The sequence below is a fragment of the Streptomyces viridochromogenes DSM 40736 genome (genome assembly GCF_000158955.1).
In the GTDB taxonomy this organism is placed as follows: domain Bacteria; phylum Actinomycetota; class Actinomycetes; order Streptomycetales; family Streptomycetaceae; genus Streptomyces; species Streptomyces venetus.
Map to the genome: position 1 here is coordinate 901,924 of NZ_GG657757.1, position 18,883 is coordinate 920,806.

An 18,883-nucleotide genomic window follows, 5' to 3' on the forward strand; every position below is an offset into this window, starting at 1 on the left:
GGCCAGAAGCCGCCTTCGTATCGTGACAGTGGTCAACACGTTTTCTCCTTTTGGCGGTTCCGGGGCCGAAGGGGATGACGGCGCAAGCAGCACTGCGACCCCTATGACCCGTCCAAGGGAGCGTTCTCCAGTCCGCGGAGGACGGTTCGGAGGTAGGACAGCCCGTCACGGGCGAGGGAGTCCTGCGACGGGGCGAGCGGCCGCCAGATCGAGGCCGCGGTGGCGATGGCCTCGTTCCGCGCGGTGAACGACTCGATGCACAGCGCGCCGCCGTAGCCGGTCGTGGCCAGGCCGGCGATGAAGCGTGGCCAGTCGAAGTGGTCGGCGCCCGGGGCGCCGCGGTCGGTGCCGCTGACCTGGACGTGCTTGATGTGCGGACCAGCCGCGACGAGCGCCTCGTAGGGGTCGGCCTCCTCGATGTTCATGTGATAGGTGTCGATCATGAGACCGACGTTCGCGGGCAGGCCGTCGATCAGCTCCACCGCCTGCTCGACGGTGTTGACGACGCTCGTCTCATAGCGGTTGAGGGCCTCCACGCCGATGCTCACGCCCCGCTCCCCCGCGTGGTCGGCCACGGGCCGCAGGGCGCGCCGGACGTCCGCGTAGCAGGCCGCGCGCTCAGGCGGTGACATGCGCCAGGTCCGCCCCACCGCGGCGTAGACCGGGCCGCCGACGCAGGGCGCGCCGACGGCCACCGCACTGTCCACACACGTCTTCAGGTACGCCACGGTGGAGGCGACGGCCTCCGGCGGGGCGTTCACGAGGTCCCGTCCGGGCGAGGTGACCGCACAGACGCCGGCCGCGCGCAGGCCGTACGCCGCCAGCAGGTCCCGGGTGCGGGCCGGGTCCCAGTCGCCGGGTCGCTCGACCGGCAGCTCGACGGCGTCGAACCCGAACGCGGCGATGCGGGGCACCAGTTCGGCCATGGCCTCGTCGTCGACCGGCGAGGCCCAGACCCACGGGTTGACACCGATGGTGTACACCGGACTACTTCCAGCGCTTCGGGTAGCCGGGCAGGTCGGTGCAGCCGCACATCGCGTAGTGCAGCGGCGGCATTTCGGGATCGACGTACTCGTCCAGGTTGTCCTGGGTGATGGTCGGCTGGGGCAGCTTCCACGGGTTCGGCACCCGCTCGCCGTCGAGGATCCTCAGCGCGGCGATGATCGGGGTGCGCCACTGGTAGGTCGGGTAGGTCGGGGCGATCGCCGTGAGCTTCTTGTCCTTCCACAGCTTCAGGAAGTCGAGTTGGTCCTCGCCGTTGATCGGCGGCACAGGCTTGCCGGCGTCCTCGAACGCCTCGACCGCCGCGCCCGCGACCGCCCCGGCGTCCATCCAGACGCCGTCGATCGTGCCGTACCGCTGGATGTAGTCGTTGACGATCTTCTTCGTCCTGGCCGGGTCGCCGTCGGTGAACTCGACGCCGACGACGTCGACGCCCGCCTTGTCGAAGGCGACCTTCGCCGCGGACCAACGGGTCTCCAGCACGTCGACGCCGGGCAGGATGCGCAGCGCGAGCACCTTGCCTCCCCGCTTCGTCTTCCGAGTGACGAACTCCGCCGCGACATGGCCGAATCCGTAGCCTCCGATCGGGTTGATGAACGTCACCGGGCAGTTCGTGTCGACACCGCGGTCGAAGACGATGACCGGCAGGCCCTTCTCGCAGGCGGCCTTCACGGCCGGGGTGAGCGTCGCGGTGGTGTTCGGCGAGACGATGAGCGCGTGGCAGCCCTTGCCGAGGAGGTCGTTGATGTCCGCTATCTGCTTCTGGTCCTTGCCTTCGGCGTCGACGTGGACGAACTCGGAGATCCGGCCGCGGTGCGTGTCGACCTCGGCCTGCATGGTCTTGAAACCGACCTGGCGCCAGGGGTTGTTCAGCCCCGCGTTGGAGAAGCAGATCTTGTACGGTCCAGGTTTCCTGAACTTCGCGGTCTCCACCATCGCCGGGTCGAGCGCCTGTTCCCAGGGCTTGCCGGGCGGCCCGGTGGGCGCGGCGTCGAGGAGCGCGAGCTGCTCCTCGTAGTCGGACCGCACGAAGAACTTCGACTGCTTGCCGGTGCCCGACCCGCTGCCCGCGGAGGGCGAACCCGATGCGCCGGTGGTGGGCTCGTCTGTGGCGCAGCCGGCCAGTACCAGCAACGTGCTCACGGCCAGCGCCGTCATGGAATGCCTCACTGGATCCCCTTTATCGGGACGGGAAACGGAAGGACGCCGCCGCCACGGCGAACAGAATGATCGCGCCCTGGACGGTCGGTCTGAGGGCGCCGGAGACGCCGTAGAAGTTCATGAGCGTGAAGAGCGTCTCGAGGGTCAGCGCGCCCAGCATCGCGCCGACGACCGAACCGCGGCCCCCGCCCAGAGCGACACCGCCGAGGACCGCCGCGGTGATCGCGCCGAACTCCAGGCCGGCACCGGCCTGGAACGACACTCCGCTGTAGCCGCCGATGAGGACCGCCGCGAGCGTGGCGGCGAGCCCGCTGAGGACGAACGCCATGGTCTTGGCGCGCCACACGCGCACGCCGCTCAGCTCGGCGGTCCGCGGGTTGCCGCCGACGGCGACCAGGGTGCGGCCGAAGTCCGAACGTGTCAGCGCCAGCGCCAGAGCGGCCGCCGCCAGCAGGACGACCAGGGCGTACGGGATCCGGCCCAGCACGGGCACGTCCTCGAACGCCGACCGGCCGAGCCGGCGGAACCCCTCGGAGAGGCCGCCCTTCGGGGCACCGTCGGACCACAGGTACACGGCACCGACGAGGATCAGGAACATCCCGAGGGTCGTGATGAACGACGGCACCCGCAGCCGCGTGGTGACGAGGCCGTTGACGAGGCCGACGGTGATGCCGAACGCGAGCAGGAGCACCCCGACGGGCCAGCCGGCCGACGGATCGCCGTCGATCAGCCGGGCGGCGACGACCACCTGCGCGGTGACCAGAGAGCCGACGGACAGGTCCAGCTCGCCGGAGACGATCACGAAGTACTGGCCGGCGGCGAGCAGGACGACCGGCGCGGAGCGGCCGAGGAACGACATCAGCGACGGCGGCGAGAGGAAGTCCGGCTGGCGGGCGGTCAGCAGAACCAGCAGCACCGCCAGGATCACGACGATCGGTGCGAGACCGCCGGAGCGGAACGTGAGGAGCCGACGTGGGCGCGCGATCCGCATGCTACGACGCCTTTCGCATCGCCCGACGGGCGTAGACGGCGACCGCCGCGATGATGATCACGCCACGGATCACCTGCTGAAGAACACGTCGACCTCGAGCTGGTTGAAGACGGCGTCGATGCTCGCGAGCAGCAGCACGCCGCCGACCGTGCCGACGACGCCGCCGCGTCCGCCGGCGAGGGCGGTGCCGCCGAGCACCACCGCCGCGATCGACTCCAGGTCGTAGAGTCCCTCGGTGCCCACCCTCGGTGCGCCGGCGCCGAGCCGACTGGCGAGGTAGACCCCGGCGAGGCCGGCGCAGAGGGCGCACAGCACATGGGCGGTGACGAGGACCCGGGTGCCCCGCACGCCGGAGAGCCGGGCGACCTCCGGGTCACCGCCCACGGCGATCAGGTGGTGGCCGAAACGGGTGCGCGTCAGCACGAACCAGGCCGCGGCGGCGACGGCGAGCAGCAGCAGGAACGACAGTGGCACCGGGCCGACCCGCTGGTACCCCAGGCCCTGCACCAGAGAGGGTGCGGTCTTGCCGGCCGGGCCGTCGTATCCGTTGTCGAGGTACCCCTTGAGCAGCAGTCCGACGCCGACGGTCGCGATGAAGGGGTTGATCCGCGCCGTGGTGACGAGCAGGCCGTTGACGAGGCCGATCGTGGCGCTGGCGGCGAGCGCCAGGCAGATCGCCGGCAGCAGCGCACCGTCGTCACCGGCCATGGTCTCCGCGGCGACGAGGGTGCTCAGGCTGACCACGTACGCCACCGACAGGTCCAGCGAGCCCCCCACGATGACCAGGGTCTGGCCGACCGCGACGAGGCCCAGACCGGCGGCGACGTGCAGCAGGCTCACCGTCGTCGGCAGGCTGAACAGCCGGCCGCCGTCGAGAGTGACGACGAGCCAGCCGATCGCCAGGGTGAGGACCAGGGCGACGAACACGCCGGGCGGGGTCCGCCGGGCCGGCAGGGACGGCGCGGCGCTCATCCGGCCGCCTCCCCCACGGTGCCGACCGCGAGGGCGATGACATCCTCTTCCGTCGCGCCGGCGGCCAGCTCGCCGGCGATCCGGCCGTCGCGCATGACGATGACCCGGTCGCTCATGCCGAGCAGTTCGGGCAGCTCGGACGAGACCATCAGCACGGCGGCGCCGTCGCGGGCCAGTCGGCGGACGAGATCGTGGATCGCCGACTTGGCGCCCACGTCGATGCCCCGGGTCGGCTCGTCGAAGAGCAGGATCCTCGGGGCGAGCGCGAGCCACCTGGCCAGCACGGCCTTCTGCTGGTTGCCGCCGGACAGGTAACGGATCTCCTGGTCCTCCCCGGCGGCGCGAAGGTCGACGGCCGCGAGCAGCTCCCGGACCCGCGCGGTCCGGGCACCGCGGCCGCCCCGGCCCGGGTGGACGGCGCGGACGGCGCGGGCGGCCAACAGCGCGTTGTCGAGCACCGACTGCTCGGCGACGATCCCCTCGCCCTTGCGGTCCTCGGAGACGTAGGCGATACCGGCCCGCATCGCGGCGCGGGGCGAGCGCAGCCGGACCGGCGCTCCGTCGACGCTCACATGACCGGTGCTGAACGGGGCGGCGCCGAACAGTGCGCGGGCCAGCGCCGACCGGCCGGATCCCTGCAGGCCTCCGACGCCGAGCACCTCGCCGGCGCGCAGCCGTAGGTCGATGCCGCGCAGCTTCCGGTTGCCTGCGCAGCGGACGGTCAGCCGCACCGGGCCCAGCTCCTGCGGCCTCGCCAGGTCCGGGTAGTAGCTCGACAGCTCGCGGCCGACCATGTGGCGCACCAGCTGATCGGCGCCGGTGTCCGCGGTGTCCAAGGTGGCCACCGCCCGGCCGTCCTTGAGCACGGTGATCCGGCTGGACAGGTCGAAGACCTCCTTGAGGCGGTGCGAGACGTACAGCACGCCGATCCCGTGCTCCTGCAACCGCCGTACGAGCGCGTAGAGCTGGTCGACCTCGTGGTCGGCGAGAGCCGCGGTGGGCTCGTCCATGACGAGCAGCCGCGCGTCGAGGGCGAGCGCCTTGACGATCTCGACCACCTGTTGTTGCGCCACGCCGAGTCGTCCCACGCGGGTGCCGGGCGGTAAGGAGCCCTCCCCGATCGAGGCGAGGAGCCGCGCGGTGTGGCTGAGCATCGCCCGTCGGTCGACGAGCCCACGACGCAGGGGCTCGCGGCCCAGCCAGACGTTCTCCGCGACGGTGCGCTCGGGCAGCAGGGTCAGCTCCTGGTGGACGGTGCCGATACCGGCCTGTTGGGCCTCACGCGGGGTGCGGAACGTCCGCGGTGCGCCGGCGAACTCGACCGTTCCCTCGTCGGGCTGGTGGACGCCGGACACCACCTTCATGAGCGTGGACTTGCCGGCGCCGTTCTCGCCGACGACCGCGTGCACTTCGCCCGGCCGGACCTGGAGATCGACGCCGTCGAGCACCCGCACGCCGAGGAACGATTTGCCGATGCCTCGCAGAGCGAGCAGCGGCGACGGCGGCAGGCCAGACATCGTGGGAACCTCTGCATTCGCGTCGTCAGGTCGAATAGCCACGAAATTTCGCCGGGACGCGATGGCGACATCGCGGCCCCGAGGGTAAATGCCTCGATGAGTACCTGGCAATACCAGCGGACATCGCAGCAGGACATTCGCCGTTCATACTGCTCAATGCGGACCGGCGATCAGCCGACAGCGATTGATACGCCAAAATCTGTTATCGAATCGGCCCGCCCGCAGTCGCACACCGAATCACGAAGACCGATGCGCAAAATGCGTTATGGAATCGACCCGGCGACAGTCGCGCGCCGAACCGACGACGATTGATGCGCAAAAGGTGTTATGGAATCGGCCGCACCCGATTCATATTGACTGTTGCGATACGCCGCTGCATGCTGACCGGCAGACCACGGGAGACGGTCGCATCTGGTGTGACGCCCTATCTCTTCCGTAGGGACTTGACTGCCCGTCACGGCGGACGGGATGACGAGCTGACGGCATACGCGTGCCTTCGACGCGCCAGGCACTCCGGCGCATCGGAGGTGCGGCCGGCGCGTGCCCGTGGTCATGCCATCGTTGCTCCGCTGACATAGGAGACGGCATGCGTCGCATCATATTAGTCTTCGGGGCGATCGCGAGCGTGCTCCTGTCGCTCGTCATCGCCCCACCGGCGTCAGCGGCGCCGGCCTTCCGGGCCCTGGTCTTCACGAAGACGGCCGGCTATCGGCACGATTCGATCCCCGCCGGCCTCACGATGCTTCGGGAGCAGGCGGCGGCCAACGACTTCGAGCTGGTCCACAGCGAGGACTCGAGCGTTTTCACCCCGGCGAACCTCGCCACCTTCGACGTGCTCATCATGTTGCAGACCTCGGGAATGGTGTGGACCACGGCCGCCCAACGCCAGGCGGTGGAGGGCTACCTCGCCGGCGGCAAGGGCATCGTCGCGATCCACAACGCCACGGACATGGGCATCGAGAACGAGTACCCGTGGTGGGACCAGACCATCAACGGTGGCGCGCACATGCCGGAGCACTCCCCCGGCGTGCTGTCCGGCACCGCGATCGTCGCGGACAAGAAGCACCCGTCGACGGCGGGCCTGCCGGACCGCTGGAACCGCAGCGAGGAGTGGTACAACTTCGACCGCAACCCGCGCGGCGACGTCCATGTCCTGGTCACCGCGGACGAGCGCACATACAACCCCGGCCCCCGCGCCATGGGGCCGGATCACCCCATCTCCTGGTGCCGCAACACCGGCGGCGGTCGCGTGTGGGCCACCGGCATGGGGCACACCAGCGCGGCCTACAGCGAGACCCCTTTCCGTAACCACGTCCTCGGGGGCGTCAAGTGGGCGGCCGGCAAGGAGCCGGGCGACTGCGGCGGCACCGTGTGGAGCAACTTCGAGAAGCGCACCCTCGACGACAACACCGCGGACCCGATGGCCCTCGCGGTCGCCCCGGACGGGCGGGTGCTCTACGTCCAGCGGGGCGGGCAGCTGAAGATCTTCAAACCGACCACCAACAGGACCGTGACAGCCGCCACGCTCAGCGTCTACACCGGCGGCGAGGACGGCCTCACCGGACTGGCGCTCGACCCCGACTTCGCCGACAACGGCTACGTGTACCTGTACCACTCCCCGGCCGGCGTCCCGAACGACATCAACCGGGTCTCCCGGTTCACGCTCACCGGCGACACCCTGAACATGTCGAGCCAGGTGACGATCATCGACATCCCCGCGACCCGGGACCGCACGTTCGCCGAGCCCGGACACACGGGCGGGTACATCGAGTTCGGCCCCGACAAGAACCTGTACATCGGCACCGGGGACGACGTCCCACCGAACCTCGACTCCAACTGGCAGGGCTACGCCCCGCTGGACTGGCGGCCGGGCAAGGCCAACCTCGACGCCGCCCGCACCGCCGGCAACACCAACGACCTGCGGGGCAAGCTTCTGCGCATCCGGCCGTCGGCGGGCGGCGGCTACACCGTCCCGGCCGGCAACCTCTACCCGCAGGGCACGGCGCAGACCCGGCCGGAGATCTACGCGATGGGCTTCCGCAACCCGTTCCGCTTCTCGATCGACCCGGACAACGGCTGGGTCTACCTCGCCGACTACGGCCCGGACCGGAACCCGCCCACGACCAACCGCGGCCCCGAAGGGCTCGTCGAGCTCAATGTCATCAAGTCCCCGGGCAACTACGGCTGGCCCTTCTGCCACGGCGACAACCAGGCCTACGCGCCCTACAACCCGGACACCCGCGTCGTCGGAGCCAAGTTCAACTGCAACGCGCCGGTCAACAACTCGCCGAACAACACCGGCCTGACCAGCCTCAAGCCGATCGTCGCGCCGAACATGTGGTACGGCTACGGCGTCTCGTCGAACTTCCCCGAACTCGGCTCCGGCGGCTCGGGGCCGATGGGCGGACCGGTCTACCGCTACAACGCCGCGAACCCGTCCGAGACAAAGTTCCCGCCCTACTACGACGGGGTCCACTTCTTCTACGAGTGGTCGCGCCACACCGTCAAGGAGGTCCACTTCGACTCCGCGACCGCGGTCACCCGGACCAACCCCTTCATGCCCGCCGCCAAGTTCCTCAAGCCGATGGACATGGAGTTCGGGCCCGACGGCTCGCTGTACCTGCTCGAATGGGGCAACAACTTCTCCGGTGGCAACAACGACTCGGGGCTCTACCGCATCGACTACAACCACGGCGGACGGTCGCCGGTCGCCAAAGCCGCCGGAACGCCCACCAACGGGGACGCGCCACTGAACGTGCAGTTCAGCAGCGCGGGGTCCACGGACCCGGATCCCGGTAGCACGCTCAGCTACCACTGGACGTTCGGCGACGGCACCACGTCCACGGCGGCCAACCCGTCACACACCTACACCAGCAACGGCAACTACACCGCCCAGCTCAAGGTCACCGACAACACCGGCAGGACGGCCTTCGCCAACGTGCCGATCACCGTGGGCAACACCGCACCGATCGTCACCCTCACCCTTCCGTCCAACGGCGGCATGCTGGACTTCGGCGACCGCGTCCCGTACAAGGTGTCCGTCTCGGATCCCGGCGGCGCGCCCATCGACTGCGCCAAGGTGTTCGTCAACCCCGCCCTCGGCCACGACGACCACCAGCATGAGACCACGGACCATCCGGGGTGCTCGGGCACCATCGACACGACGCTGCTGGGCGGGCACCCCGACGGCGCCAACCTGTACTACGTCCTCAACGCCCGCTACACCGACGACGGCGGCCCCGGCGGTGCGAGCCCGCTCACCGGCTACGCCCAAGTGATCCTCCAGCCCAAGCACAAGCAGGCCGAGTTCTACACGGACCAGTCGGGTGTGCGGATCGTCGAGCAGGCCGGCGCGGAGAGCGGAAAGCGGGTCGGCGACATCTCCGACGGCGACTGGATCGCGTTCAGACCGATGAGTCTGTCGGGCGTCACGAGCGTGAAGTACCGCCTGTCGTCGCCGAGCGGCGGCGGATCGATCGAACTGCGCGCCGACTCCCCGACCGGCACGCTCCTGGCCACCACACCGGTGCCCAGCACCGGCGGCTGGAACAACTACCAGTCCACGTCGGCGGTGAACACCGCCGATCTCGCCGGATCGCACCAGCTCTACCTGGTGTTCAAGGGCACCTCGAACAACGGGTTCGACCTCGACTCGCTCACCTTCGGCGGCAACGGGGTCGGTGAACCGGGCAGCGGCGGCGGTGGCGGGGTGGCCGGAAGGACCTGGACGGTCGCGGCGCAGCACAGCGGCAAATTCATGGACGTCAGCGAGACCTCGACCGCTGACGGCGCCCAGATCGTCCAGTGGGCGGCCACCGGCGGCAACAACCAGAAGTGGCAGGCCGTCGACGCCGGTGGCGGCGCCGTCCACCTGAAGGCGGTGCACAGCGGCAAGTGCCTCGCCGTCACGGGCGGCTCCACCTCTCAGGGCGCGTTCCTGCAGCAGTCCACCTGCGACAACGGCAATGCGCAGAAGTTCCTCGTCGCACCGACCACCACGGTGGGCGTGTACACGATGAAGAGCGTGCCCAGTGGACTGTGCGTGGACGTCAACGGCGGCTCGACGGCCGACGGCGCACGACTCCTGCAGTGGAGCTGTCACAGCGGCACCAACCAGCAGTGGCGGTTCACCGCCGTCTAGCCCGTCCGGACGGGATGCCCGGCGCGGTCGTGCGCCGGGCATCCTCCCTACGAACAGGTGAGGAACCGCCATGGTGTTTCGGATACCTCGGCCCCGCCGGTACGGACGGTTGTCCGCGCTGTGCACCGCCCTGGCGCTTGTCGCCGTCGGCGCCACCGCGCTGGCGGCACCGATCGAACCCGGGCAGAGCGCCCCCGTCGTGGGCGTGCAGTCCGGCCGCTGCCTGACCGTCCCCGGCACCACCAACGGCACGCAGACCCAACTCCAGGACTGCGCCGGCGCGGCCGGCCAGACCTGGACCTACACCACCGGCAGACAACTGACCGTCCACGGCGACAAGTGCCTCGACGCCATCGGACGCGGCACCACCAACGGCACCGCCGTCATCATCTGGGACTGCAACGGCCAGAACAACCAGCAGTGGAACGTCAACCCCAACGGCACCATCACCGGCGTCCAGTCCGGACTGTGCCTCGACGCCAACGCCGGCGGCACCGCGGGCGGCACCAGGATCATCCTCTGGTCCTGCAACGGCGGCACCAACCAGCAGTGGAACTCGCCGGCCCAACCGCCGACGCCGCCGGTGCCGGGCGGCGCGGGCACGTGCGACATCTACGCCTCGGGCGGCACCCCCTGCATCGCCGCCCACAGCACCGTACGAGCGCTCTACGGCACCTACAAAGGCAACCTCTACCAGGTCCGGCGCTCCTCCGACAGCGCGACCCGGAACATCGGCGTCCTGAGCGCGGGTGGCGCCGCCGACGCGACGACGCAGGACTCGTTCTGCGCGGGGACCACCTGTGTCATCACCGTCGTCTACGACCAGTCCGGCCGCGGGAACGACCTGTGGTACCAGGGGTCGAGTGTGGTTCCCGGCTCCAGCCAGAGCCGCCCGGCGCTCGCGACGTCGGAGTCGCTGGCGGTCGGTGGCAGCAAGGCCTACTCGCTCTACATCAATCCCGGCAACAGCTACTGGCGGGACGGCCACCTGACCGGCGTGCCGACCGGCAGCGCCCCCGAAGGCATGTACATGGTGACCAGCGGCACCCATGTCAACGGCGGCTGCTGCTTCGACTACGGCAACAGTGAGACGACCCGAGCGGCCGACGCGGCCGGGGCGATGGACGCGATCAATTTCAGCACCCAGTGCTGGTTCGGCGGGTGCGTCGGCAGCGGCCCGTGGGTCCAGGCCGACCTCGAATGGGGGCTCTACTCCGGTGGGAGTCAGGCCTGGAACACGAACCAGCGAGCCTTCACCAGCAAGTTCGTGACGGCGATGCTCAAGAACAACGGGACGAGCCGTTTCGCGCTCAGGGGTGGCAACGCCCAGACCGGAAGCCTGACCACGCTCTGGGACGGCGCGCTTCCGCCCGGCTACAGCCCCATGAAGAAGCAGGGCGCCATCATCCTCGGCAGCGGTGGCGACTGCTGCAAGCCCGGCGGCGGCGCCAACCTCAGCGCCGGCACCTTCTACGAGGGCGCGATGGTGTCCGGATACCCGTCCGACGCGACCGAGAGCGCGGTACAGGCCAACATCGTCGCCGCCGGCTACCGCTGAGTCGCTCCATCAATGAAGGAAGGGAGAAACGTGATGCGACAAGGCAAGAATCGTCACCGATGGCGCACGCCGATCGCCGTGGCCGCCGCGCTCCTGCTCGGCGCGGTCGGCATCAGCGGCATCTCGCCGACGCCCGCCGCCGCCGAGGTCCGCTCCGTCGCCGCGAGCGCCGGATGCGGCAAGTCCCCCACGCTGTCGAGCGGCCCGCACTCGATTCAGAGCAACGGCAGGACGCGGAACTACATCCTGCGGGTGCCCGCCGACTACGACAACGACCGCCCGTACCGCCTGGTCTTCGGTTTCCACTGGAACGGCGGCACAGCCAATGACGTCGACTCGGGCGGAACCAGCGGATACTCCTGGTCGTACTACGGCCTGCGGGCGCTCTCCAACAACAGCACGATCTTCGTCGCGCCCCAGGGCCTCGGGAATGGCTGGGCCAACTCGGGCGGCGAGGATCTGACCTTCGTGGACGACATGCTCAGGCAGATCGAGGCGGGCCTGTGCGTCGACACGAACCAGCGCTTCGCCGGGGGTTTCAGCTACGGAGGCGGCATGAGTTTCGCCCTCGCGTGCGCCCGGCCGACCGTGTTCCGCGCGGTCGCCGTCTACTCGGGCGGGCAGTTGAGCGGGTGCAACGGCGGCACCCAGCCGGTCGCGTACATCGGACTGCACGGCTTGCGTGACCCGGTGCTCCCGATCTCCACAGGTCGTTCCCTGCGTGACAGGTTCGTGCGGAACAACGGCTGCACCCCCCAGAACCCGCGGGAGCCGGCACAGGGCAGCCTCACTCATGTCGTCACGACCTATTCGGGGTGCCGCGCCGGCTATCCCGTGGCGTGGGCCGCGTTCGACGCGGGTCATACGCCCGGTCCTGTCGACGGATCGGCCGGCGACTACGAACCGGGTGAGAGGTCGTGGACCCGGGCGGTGGTGTGGAACTTCTTCACGCAGTTCGACGACACGACGCCCACCCCGCCGCCGAACCCGTCCACCTTCCGGCTGCGCAACGAGGGTTCGGGCCGGTGCCTGGACGTCGACGGCGCGAACGCGGCCAACGGCACACCCATGATCATCTGGGACTGCCACAGCAACACCAACCAGCAGTTCACCCAGAACGGTGCGGCGCTGCGGGTGCTGGGCAAGTGCGTGCACGTCCCGGCCGGCGCCACCGCCGGCACGCGGGTACAGATCCAGGACTGCGGCGGCGGCGCCGGCCAGCAGTGGGTCTTCAACAGCAACGGCACGATCAGCAACGGCCAGAACGGGCTGTGCCTGGATGTCAGCGGCGCAGGCACCGCGGGCGGCTCCGCGGTCATCGTGTGGAACTGCCACGACGGCGCCAACCAGCGCTGGACGCGGGCGTAGCCGCACGGGTGAAGGCGGTACGTGATCTCACGTACCGCCTTCACTGTCAGAGACGAGACCGGCGTGCCGCGTCAGCTCAGGGCAGGGTCCACTTCTGGTTGGCTCCGCCGTTGCAGCTCCACAGGTGCACGGGGGTGCCGTCGGAGGAGCCCGCGCCCGACACGTCCAGGCACTTGCCCGACCGCGGGTTCCGCAGCGACCCGTCCGGGTACGCCTGCCAGTTCTGGTTGGCGCCCCCGTTGCAGGACCACAGCTGGACCTTCGCCCCGTCCGCCGTGCTGTTGCCGCTGACGTCCAGGCACTTGCCCAACGCCTTGACCGTCGACCCCGGCGTCACCGTCCACCGCTGCCCCGCCGAACCCGTGCACGACGAGATCTGCACCGCCGTCCCGTCCACCGAGCTCCCGTCACGGACATCCAGACACTTGCTCGCGAGCCCCACGACCGGACCCACGCCGGGGGTGGGTGACGGGCCGCCGCCCAGTTCCTTGATCCGGACGTTGCGGAACGACACGTCGTCCCCCGTGCCGTGGTTCTGGATGCCGACGTGGCCGGCGAGCGAACGGGCGGGGTCGGTGTCGGTGAAGTCGTTGATCTTCACGCCGTTGAGCCAGACCTGGAGCCGCTCGCCCTCCACCAGCACCTCGAAGGTGTTCCACTCGCCCGGTGGGTTGAGCGCCGCGTCCCGGGCAGCCGTGTCCGGGGCCTTGACGGCGTAGATCGAGCCGGTGGTGCGGTCGGGCGCGTCGGTGGCGTCGATCTGGACCTCGTAGCCCTTGTCCAGTGCCGACTGCGGGTCACTCGTCGGCGGGAAGCCCACGATCACGCCGGAGTTGTCGTCGCCGGGCATCTTCCAGTCCAGCTTCAGCGAGTAGTTGGTGAACTGCCGGGCGCTGTACCAGAGCATGCCCATGCCGCCGTACGAGGTGAGGGTGGCGTCCGAGTTGGTGAAGCCGCCCGGGCCGGTCTGCGACCAGCCGGTGGTCGAGCCGTTGTAGAGGGTCGTGTAGCCGGTCTCGGGCCGGCAGTCGGCCTTGGTCCGGCCTGCCGCGTACCGGATGCCGCCGAGCAGGTGCGCCCGGAACGCCGGCTCCGTGTACGACGCCTGGCTGTGCCCGCCGCCGGTGTAGAAGGCCCGGCCCCCCGAGTGGGTCTTGCACCAGCTGTGCGGGTGGTCGGCGCCCATCGAGCCGCCCGAGTACGACGACTCGTCCAGCGTGGTGAGCACGCGCGCGGTGGTACGGGGGTTGGTCCGGAAGTTGTACCACTCGTCGGTGCGGGTCCAGGTCTGCGGCAGGTGGGCGGTCGCCGCGTGCGCCCGCCCCTCCACCTTGACGTCGGCCTGCTGGACGGCGGGGTGCGAGGCGAAGTAGGCGCCGACCAGCTCACCGTAGAACGGCCAGTCGTACTCCGTGTCGGCGGCCGCGTGGACGCCGACGAAGCCGCCGCCCGCTCCGATGTACGACTGGAACGCCGACTGCTGGGCGTCGTTCAGGACGTCGCCGGTGGTGTTGAGGAAGACCACCGCCTCGTAACGGCTCAGATTGCCGGTGGTGAACTGGTTGCCGTCCTCCGTGGCCGTCACGGTGAAACTGTTCGCCGCGCCGAGGTCGCGGATGGCCTGGATCCCTGCCGGGATCGAGTCGTGCCGGAAACCGGCCGTCTTGGAGAACACGAGGACGTCGTAGGACGTGTCCGCGGCACTGACGGGTGTGGGCTGCGCGAGGAGGGCCAGGGCGGCGAGTGTCGTCGCCGCCCCGCCCAGCAGCATTCGGGCTTGTCTGCGCATGTCCGTCGCTCCCTTCTCGGGGACAGAAATCAGGGGAGGGTCCACTTCTGGTTGGCTCCGCCGTTGCAGCTCCACAGGTGCACGGGGGTGCCGTCGGTGGAGTTGGCGCCCGACACGTCCAGGCACTTGCCCGACCGCGGGTTCCGCAGCGACCCGTCCGGGTACGCCTGCCAGTTCTGGTTGGCGCCCCCGTTGCAGGACCACAACTGGACCTTCGCCCCGTCCGCCGTGCTGTTGCCGCTGACGTCCAGGCACTTGCCCAACGCCTTGACCGTCGACCCCGGCGTCACCGTCCACCGCTGCCCCGCCGAACCCGTGCACGACGAGATCTGCACCGCCGTCCCGTCCACCGAGCCGCCGTCACGGACATCCAGACACTTGTTCGCGAGCCCCACGATCGGACCCGCGCCGGGTGCCGGGCCGCCGCCGGTGTCGAAAGTGAACGCGTCGACGTCGAAGAGGAATCCGGAGCCGCCGGCGAAGGTCAGGTAGAGCGTGGTGGTGCCGGCCGGTGCACCGGAGATCGAGCCGCCCACGGTGGTGAAGTTCGTCCATGAGCCGGTGACCGGGACCGTGGCGGAGCCGAGGACGGTACCGGTCGGCGAGCCGGCCCGAACCTGCAACCTGCCGCCCGCGCCGGCCGACGACACCCGGGCGCTGAACGACGTGGCGTTGCTCAGCTTGTACGGCTCGAATGCGATCCAGTCGTCGTTCTCGATCTCACCGACGGACTTGCCGCCCTCGGCTGTCGACTTGTCGAGGGTGGCGACGCCGGACGACGTCTTGTTGTGCTCGGCCTGCCGGTGCTTCGGCTGCAGGATGTGCTGCGTGTGCGTGGTGAGTCCGGCGTTGTCGGTGTACTCGGCGTCGAAGACCCCGAAGATGTTCGCCGCGTCGTCGTGCTCACCGTCGACCGGGATGGTGACCGTGCCGGAGCAGCCGTTCTTCGAGGTGATCGGGTGGCCGTGGCTGTCGTGACCGACGATGTACGTCAGCTTGACCTTCGCGCAGTCGACCGTGCCGTCCTCCGGATCCGTCACGGTGATACGGAACGGCACGGTGTCGCCGAAGGCGAAGATCTCCCCCGCGGCGGGGCTGTCGATGGTCACGGTCGGCGCGGTGTTGCCGACGGTGATCCGCACGTCGGCGGTGCCGGCGGCACCCTGCGGGTCGCGCACGGTCAGTGTGGCCGTGTAGTTGCCGTTCGTGTCGTACCTCTTCGTCGGGTTGGCGGCGGTGGAGCTGGTGCCGTCACCGAAGTTCCACGAATACGTCAGTGCCCCGCCGTCGGGGTCGGACGAGCCGGCCGAGGAGAAGGTCACGGTCAGCGGCGCCGCGCCTGAGGTCCGGTTGGCGCCGGCCACCGCCGTGGGCGCCCGGTTGCCTCCGCCGACGTAGTCGAAGCGGTACAGGGCGGAGTACTGGTCGCCCTGGTACGACCCGGCGCCGTAGTCCAGCAGGTAGTAGGAGCCGTCCGGTCCGAACGCCGAGTCGATCACCTGTTTGCCGGACCAGGGGAAGCTGTCGACGGTCCCTGGGGTGCCGTCGGCGTTGAGGTGGATCGGCTTGATCCAGCCGCGGCCGAACTCCGTGGCGAAGAACTGCCCGTCGAACGACTGGGGGAACTTCGTGGGCAAGGTGACGTCGGGGTCGTAGCGGTAGACCGGGCCCGCCATCGGCGACTCCGAGCCGCCGCCGAACGCCGGCGGGCTGCCGGCGTCACCGCCGTAACGGATCCAGGCGGCCTTGGCGGGGGGCAGCACGCTCAAGCCGGTGTTGCGGGGCGAGTTGTTCGTCGGCCCGCCCGAGCAGTTGTACTTCGCGCCTGCCGTGTTGGTGGCGAAGTCCCACTCGGCGTACGTCTCGGAGCTCGTGTTCGTGCCGGTGCAGTACGGCCAGCCGTAGAAGCCGGGGCCCGTGACGCGGTTGAACTCGACCTGGCCCTGCGGCCCGCGCGCCGAGGTGTTGCCGGCATCGGGGCCGTAGTCGCCGACGTAGACGATGCCGGTGGCCTTGTCCACGCTCATCCGGAACGGGTTGCGCAGGCCCATCGCGTAGATCTCCGGCCGGGTCCTGGCCGTGCCGGGCGGGAACAGGTTGCCTTCCGGGATCGAGTACGACCCGTTCTCGTTCACCTTGATCCGCAGGATCTTGCCTCGCAGATCGTTGGTGTTGGCGGCGGTGCGCTGCGCGTCGAACGCCGGGTTGCGGTTGGTCCGCTCGTCGAGGGGGGAATAGCCGGCGGACTCGAACGGGTTGGTGTCGTCGCCCGTGGACAGGTACAGGTTGCCCGCCGCGTCGAAGTCGATGTCTCCGCCTGCGTGGCAGCAGATACCTCGGTCGGCCGCCACGTCGAGGATGTCCACTCTGCTGGACTGGTTGAGCGTGAAGTCGGCGTTGAGCGTGAACCTGGACAGCCGGTTGACACCTTGCCACGCCGACCAGTTGCCGCCGGTGGTCGGCGCGTCGCCGCCTGGTGTGGACAGCGGCGGGGCGTAGTAGAGGTAGATGTGCCGGTTGGTCGCGAAACGCGGGTCGATGCCGATGCCCTGCAGGCCGTCCTCGTCGTGCGCGTAGACGGGGATGGTGCCGATCACCGTGGTGTTGCCGCCCGCATCCGTGCGGCGCACGGTCCCGTTGCGAGCGGTGTGCAGCACCGACCGGTCGGCGAGGACGGCCAGCGACATCGGCTCCCCGACTTCCCCGACCCCGCGGGCCAGTTGGACCTGCTGGAAGTCGGTGGGGTTGATCGGGTGCGCCGAGGCCGGGGTCGCACTGGACAAGGTCGCGACGAGAGCGGCCGCGACCAGGAGCAGAGCCGATCCGATGGCCTGCCAGTGCGCGACCGCGACTCTCCTGGTTAACATGAACATGACAATGCAGTCCCCTTCCTGAACAGGTGGTTGCCAGGCTTGGGGCGCGCGCTGCCGCGCCGATGCCGTAGCGGGATGTCGCCGCTTCGGCCCGCCGGGTGTACTTCAGCAGGCCAGTACGCCGAGCGGGGGCAACAGCTCGGAAACAGGAGAAGTCGATGGCTACCGCGCTGCCGGGTCACATCGACGACCGTGATGGTCCGCCGACAAGGCTAGAAGACTCCGGCCCGATGCGTCCACACTTCCCTCAGGACCAGCGGGGCTCTTGATGGGTCGCTTCACACGCACAGGGCGCCGGGCATGGACCGCCCCCGCCCGCGCGCTCCTGCGGCGGTCGGGGGCGGTCCCGTGGTGCGGCACACCACGCCGGGATGCTGTGCCTGCCGGACCGGTCAGGCGCCGGGCAGTACGCCGGTACGGGCGACCTCGGTGTACCAGCGGGCGCTGCCCTTGGGAATGCGGGTGCCGGTCCGGGTAGTCGACACCCAGCACGGCGCCCCCCGGCGGCAGGTCACGCTGCCGACCCACTCGGCAGGGACCGGTGCCGTGTGCGGCGTTCCCCGGCTCAGCCGAAGTTCACGTCGCTGCACCACATGTAGGCCTGGTCGAGGTGCGAGGCCTGCCAGATCACGAACAGGATGTGGTGTCCGGTGTAGCCGGAGGTCTGTACGGGGAACGTGATGTCCTGCGCCGGGGCGAAGCGGCCGGTCTGCGTGATGAAGTCGAGGTTGCTCCAGCCCAGGGTCTGCGTCTTCGGGTTGAAGCCCTGCTTGCTCACGTAGACCTTGAAGTAGTCCGCACCGTGGGACGCCTGGTCGTACAGGTGGACCGAGAAGTTGTTGCCGACGGTGGTGGTCTTCCACTGGCCGGGCTTGTCCAGGCTGGCGTTCCTCGAGAGGTTGTTGCTGCAGAGCGTCCCGTCGGGCGTCCGCGCCTGGAACTGGCCACCGAGGCCGTCGCGAAGCGCGCTCATCCAGTTCCACATGGTGTCGGGGTTGGCCTGGAAGGCCTGCCAACACATGGGGTCCTGGGTCTGCATGGCCGGGTTCGTGTGGTTGCTGCCCCACGTCTTCCAGCACTGGTACGCGCGGGAGGCGGGGCCGACGACGGTGCCGTGAGCCTGAGCGGGGGCCGACCAGGTGAGTGCGCCGACAACCACGGCGAACAGCATGACGAGCGCCTGGAGAGGCCGGCGGAGGGGTGACCGCGAACGCCCGGCTAACGGACTCTGTTTGCGCATGTGGGGGGACTCCTTCCAGTTTGCAAGGCTGTTATGGGAGCGCTCCCAACGGTAGGTCTTCTGAGTGAGATGTCAATGAAACGAACGGAGTTGGTTTCAGGGGTGGGCGGCGAGCAGGGAGCCTTCCGTGAGCCGGGAGTCAGAACCGTTCCCCGGGACCGGAAAGCGAGGGATGCGGCCTGGACTGGTGTGCGGTGCGGACGGTGTCGGTCTTGTCGGCCGGGACGGCGGGGCGGCGGCCGCCCTTTCTGCCCTTGGCCTCGGCGGAGCG

The 18,883-nt window shown here is 69.6% G+C and carries 10 protein-coding genes and 1 pseudogene; 3 read left to right on the forward strand and 8 right to left on the reverse strand.

What is annotated here, in order from left to right; translation table 11 throughout:
- Positions 1 to 101: 101 nt before the first annotated feature.
- The 5 genes and pseudogenes from SSQG_RS04100 to SSQG_RS04120 all read right to left on the reverse strand — a co-directional run bounded on the left by SSQG_RS04100 (position 102) and on the right by SSQG_RS04120 (position 5,643).
- Positions 102 to 983 (reverse strand): sugar phosphate isomerase/epimerase family protein, encoded by an 882-nt coding sequence (locus SSQG_RS04100; RefSeq protein WP_003988442.1) that lies wholly within the window; start codon positions 981 to 983, stop codon positions 102 to 104.
- 4 nt (positions 984 to 987) lie between these two features.
- On the reverse strand, positions 988 to 2,160 hold the full coding sequence (locus SSQG_RS04105) for a substrate-binding domain-containing protein (protein WP_003988443.1): 1,173 nt from the start codon (positions 2,158 to 2,160) through the stop codon (positions 988 to 990).
- Between the two features lie 22 nt (positions 2,161 to 2,182).
- A complete protein-coding gene (locus tag SSQG_RS04110; protein ID WP_003988444.1) occupies positions 2,183 to 3,154 on the reverse strand; it encodes an ABC transporter permease in 972 nt (323 codons plus the stop codon).
- Between the two features lies 1 nt (position 3,155).
- Positions 3,156 to 4,126 (reverse strand): annotated as a pseudogene (locus tag SSQG_RS04115) (ABC transporter permease).
- Positions 4,123 to 5,643 (reverse strand): sugar ABC transporter ATP-binding protein, encoded by a 1,521-nt coding sequence (locus SSQG_RS04120; protein WP_039931908.1) that lies wholly within the window; start codon positions 5,641 to 5,643, stop codon positions 4,123 to 4,125. The pseudogene SSQG_RS04115 and the gene SSQG_RS04120 overlap by 4 nt, the downstream one beginning before the upstream one ends.
- 586 nt (positions 5,644 to 6,229) lie before the next feature.
- Here SSQG_RS04120 and SSQG_RS04125 point away from each other — a divergent pair.
- The 3 genes from SSQG_RS04125 to SSQG_RS04135 all read left to right on the forward strand — a co-directional run bounded on the left by SSQG_RS04125 (position 6,230) and on the right by SSQG_RS04135 (position 12,710).
- Positions 6,230 to 9,784 (forward strand): ThuA domain-containing protein, encoded by a 3,555-nt coding sequence (locus SSQG_RS04125; protein WP_039931909.1) that lies wholly within the window; start codon positions 6,230 to 6,232, stop codon positions 9,782 to 9,784.
- A 70-nt stretch (positions 9,785 to 9,854) separates the two neighbouring features.
- Complete coding sequence (locus tag SSQG_RS04130) at positions 9,855 to 11,342, forward strand: arabinofuranosidase catalytic domain-containing protein (RefSeq protein WP_003988448.1); 1,488 nt, start codon at positions 9,855 to 9,857, stop codon at positions 11,340 to 11,342.
- A gap of 33 nt (positions 11,343 to 11,375) precedes the next feature.
- The gene (locus SSQG_RS04135) at positions 11,376 to 12,710 is read left to right on the forward strand and encodes a ricin-type beta-trefoil lectin domain protein (RefSeq protein ID WP_244299045.1); all 1,335 of its coding nucleotides are present in this window, start codon (positions 11,376 to 11,378) and stop codon (positions 12,708 to 12,710) included.
- Between the two features lie 76 nt (positions 12,711 to 12,786).
- Here SSQG_RS04135 and SSQG_RS04140 read toward each other — a convergent pair whose 3' ends face one another.
- The 3 genes from SSQG_RS04140 to SSQG_RS04150 all read right to left on the reverse strand — a co-directional run bounded on the left by SSQG_RS04140 (position 12,787) and on the right by SSQG_RS04150 (position 18,543).
- Entirely contained in the window at positions 12,787 to 14,499 is a 1,713-nt protein-coding gene (locus tag SSQG_RS04140) for a ThuA domain-containing protein (RefSeq protein ID WP_003988450.1), read from the reverse strand.
- A gap of 29 nt (positions 14,500 to 14,528) precedes the next feature.
- Positions 14,529 to 17,372: a lectin gene (locus SSQG_RS04145; protein WP_003988451.1), complete on the reverse strand. Its 2,844-nt coding sequence runs from the start codon at positions 17,370 to 17,372 to the stop codon at positions 14,529 to 14,531.
- Positions 17,373 to 17,937: 565 nt separating this feature from the next.
- Positions 17,938 to 18,543 carry a lytic polysaccharide monooxygenase auxiliary activity family 9 protein gene (locus SSQG_RS04150; RefSeq protein WP_039931910.1) on the reverse strand — a complete coding sequence of 202 codons (606 nt, stop codon included), beginning with the start codon at positions 18,541 to 18,543 and terminating at the stop codon, positions 17,938 to 17,940.
- Between the last annotated feature and the right edge of the window lie 340 nt (positions 18,544 to 18,883).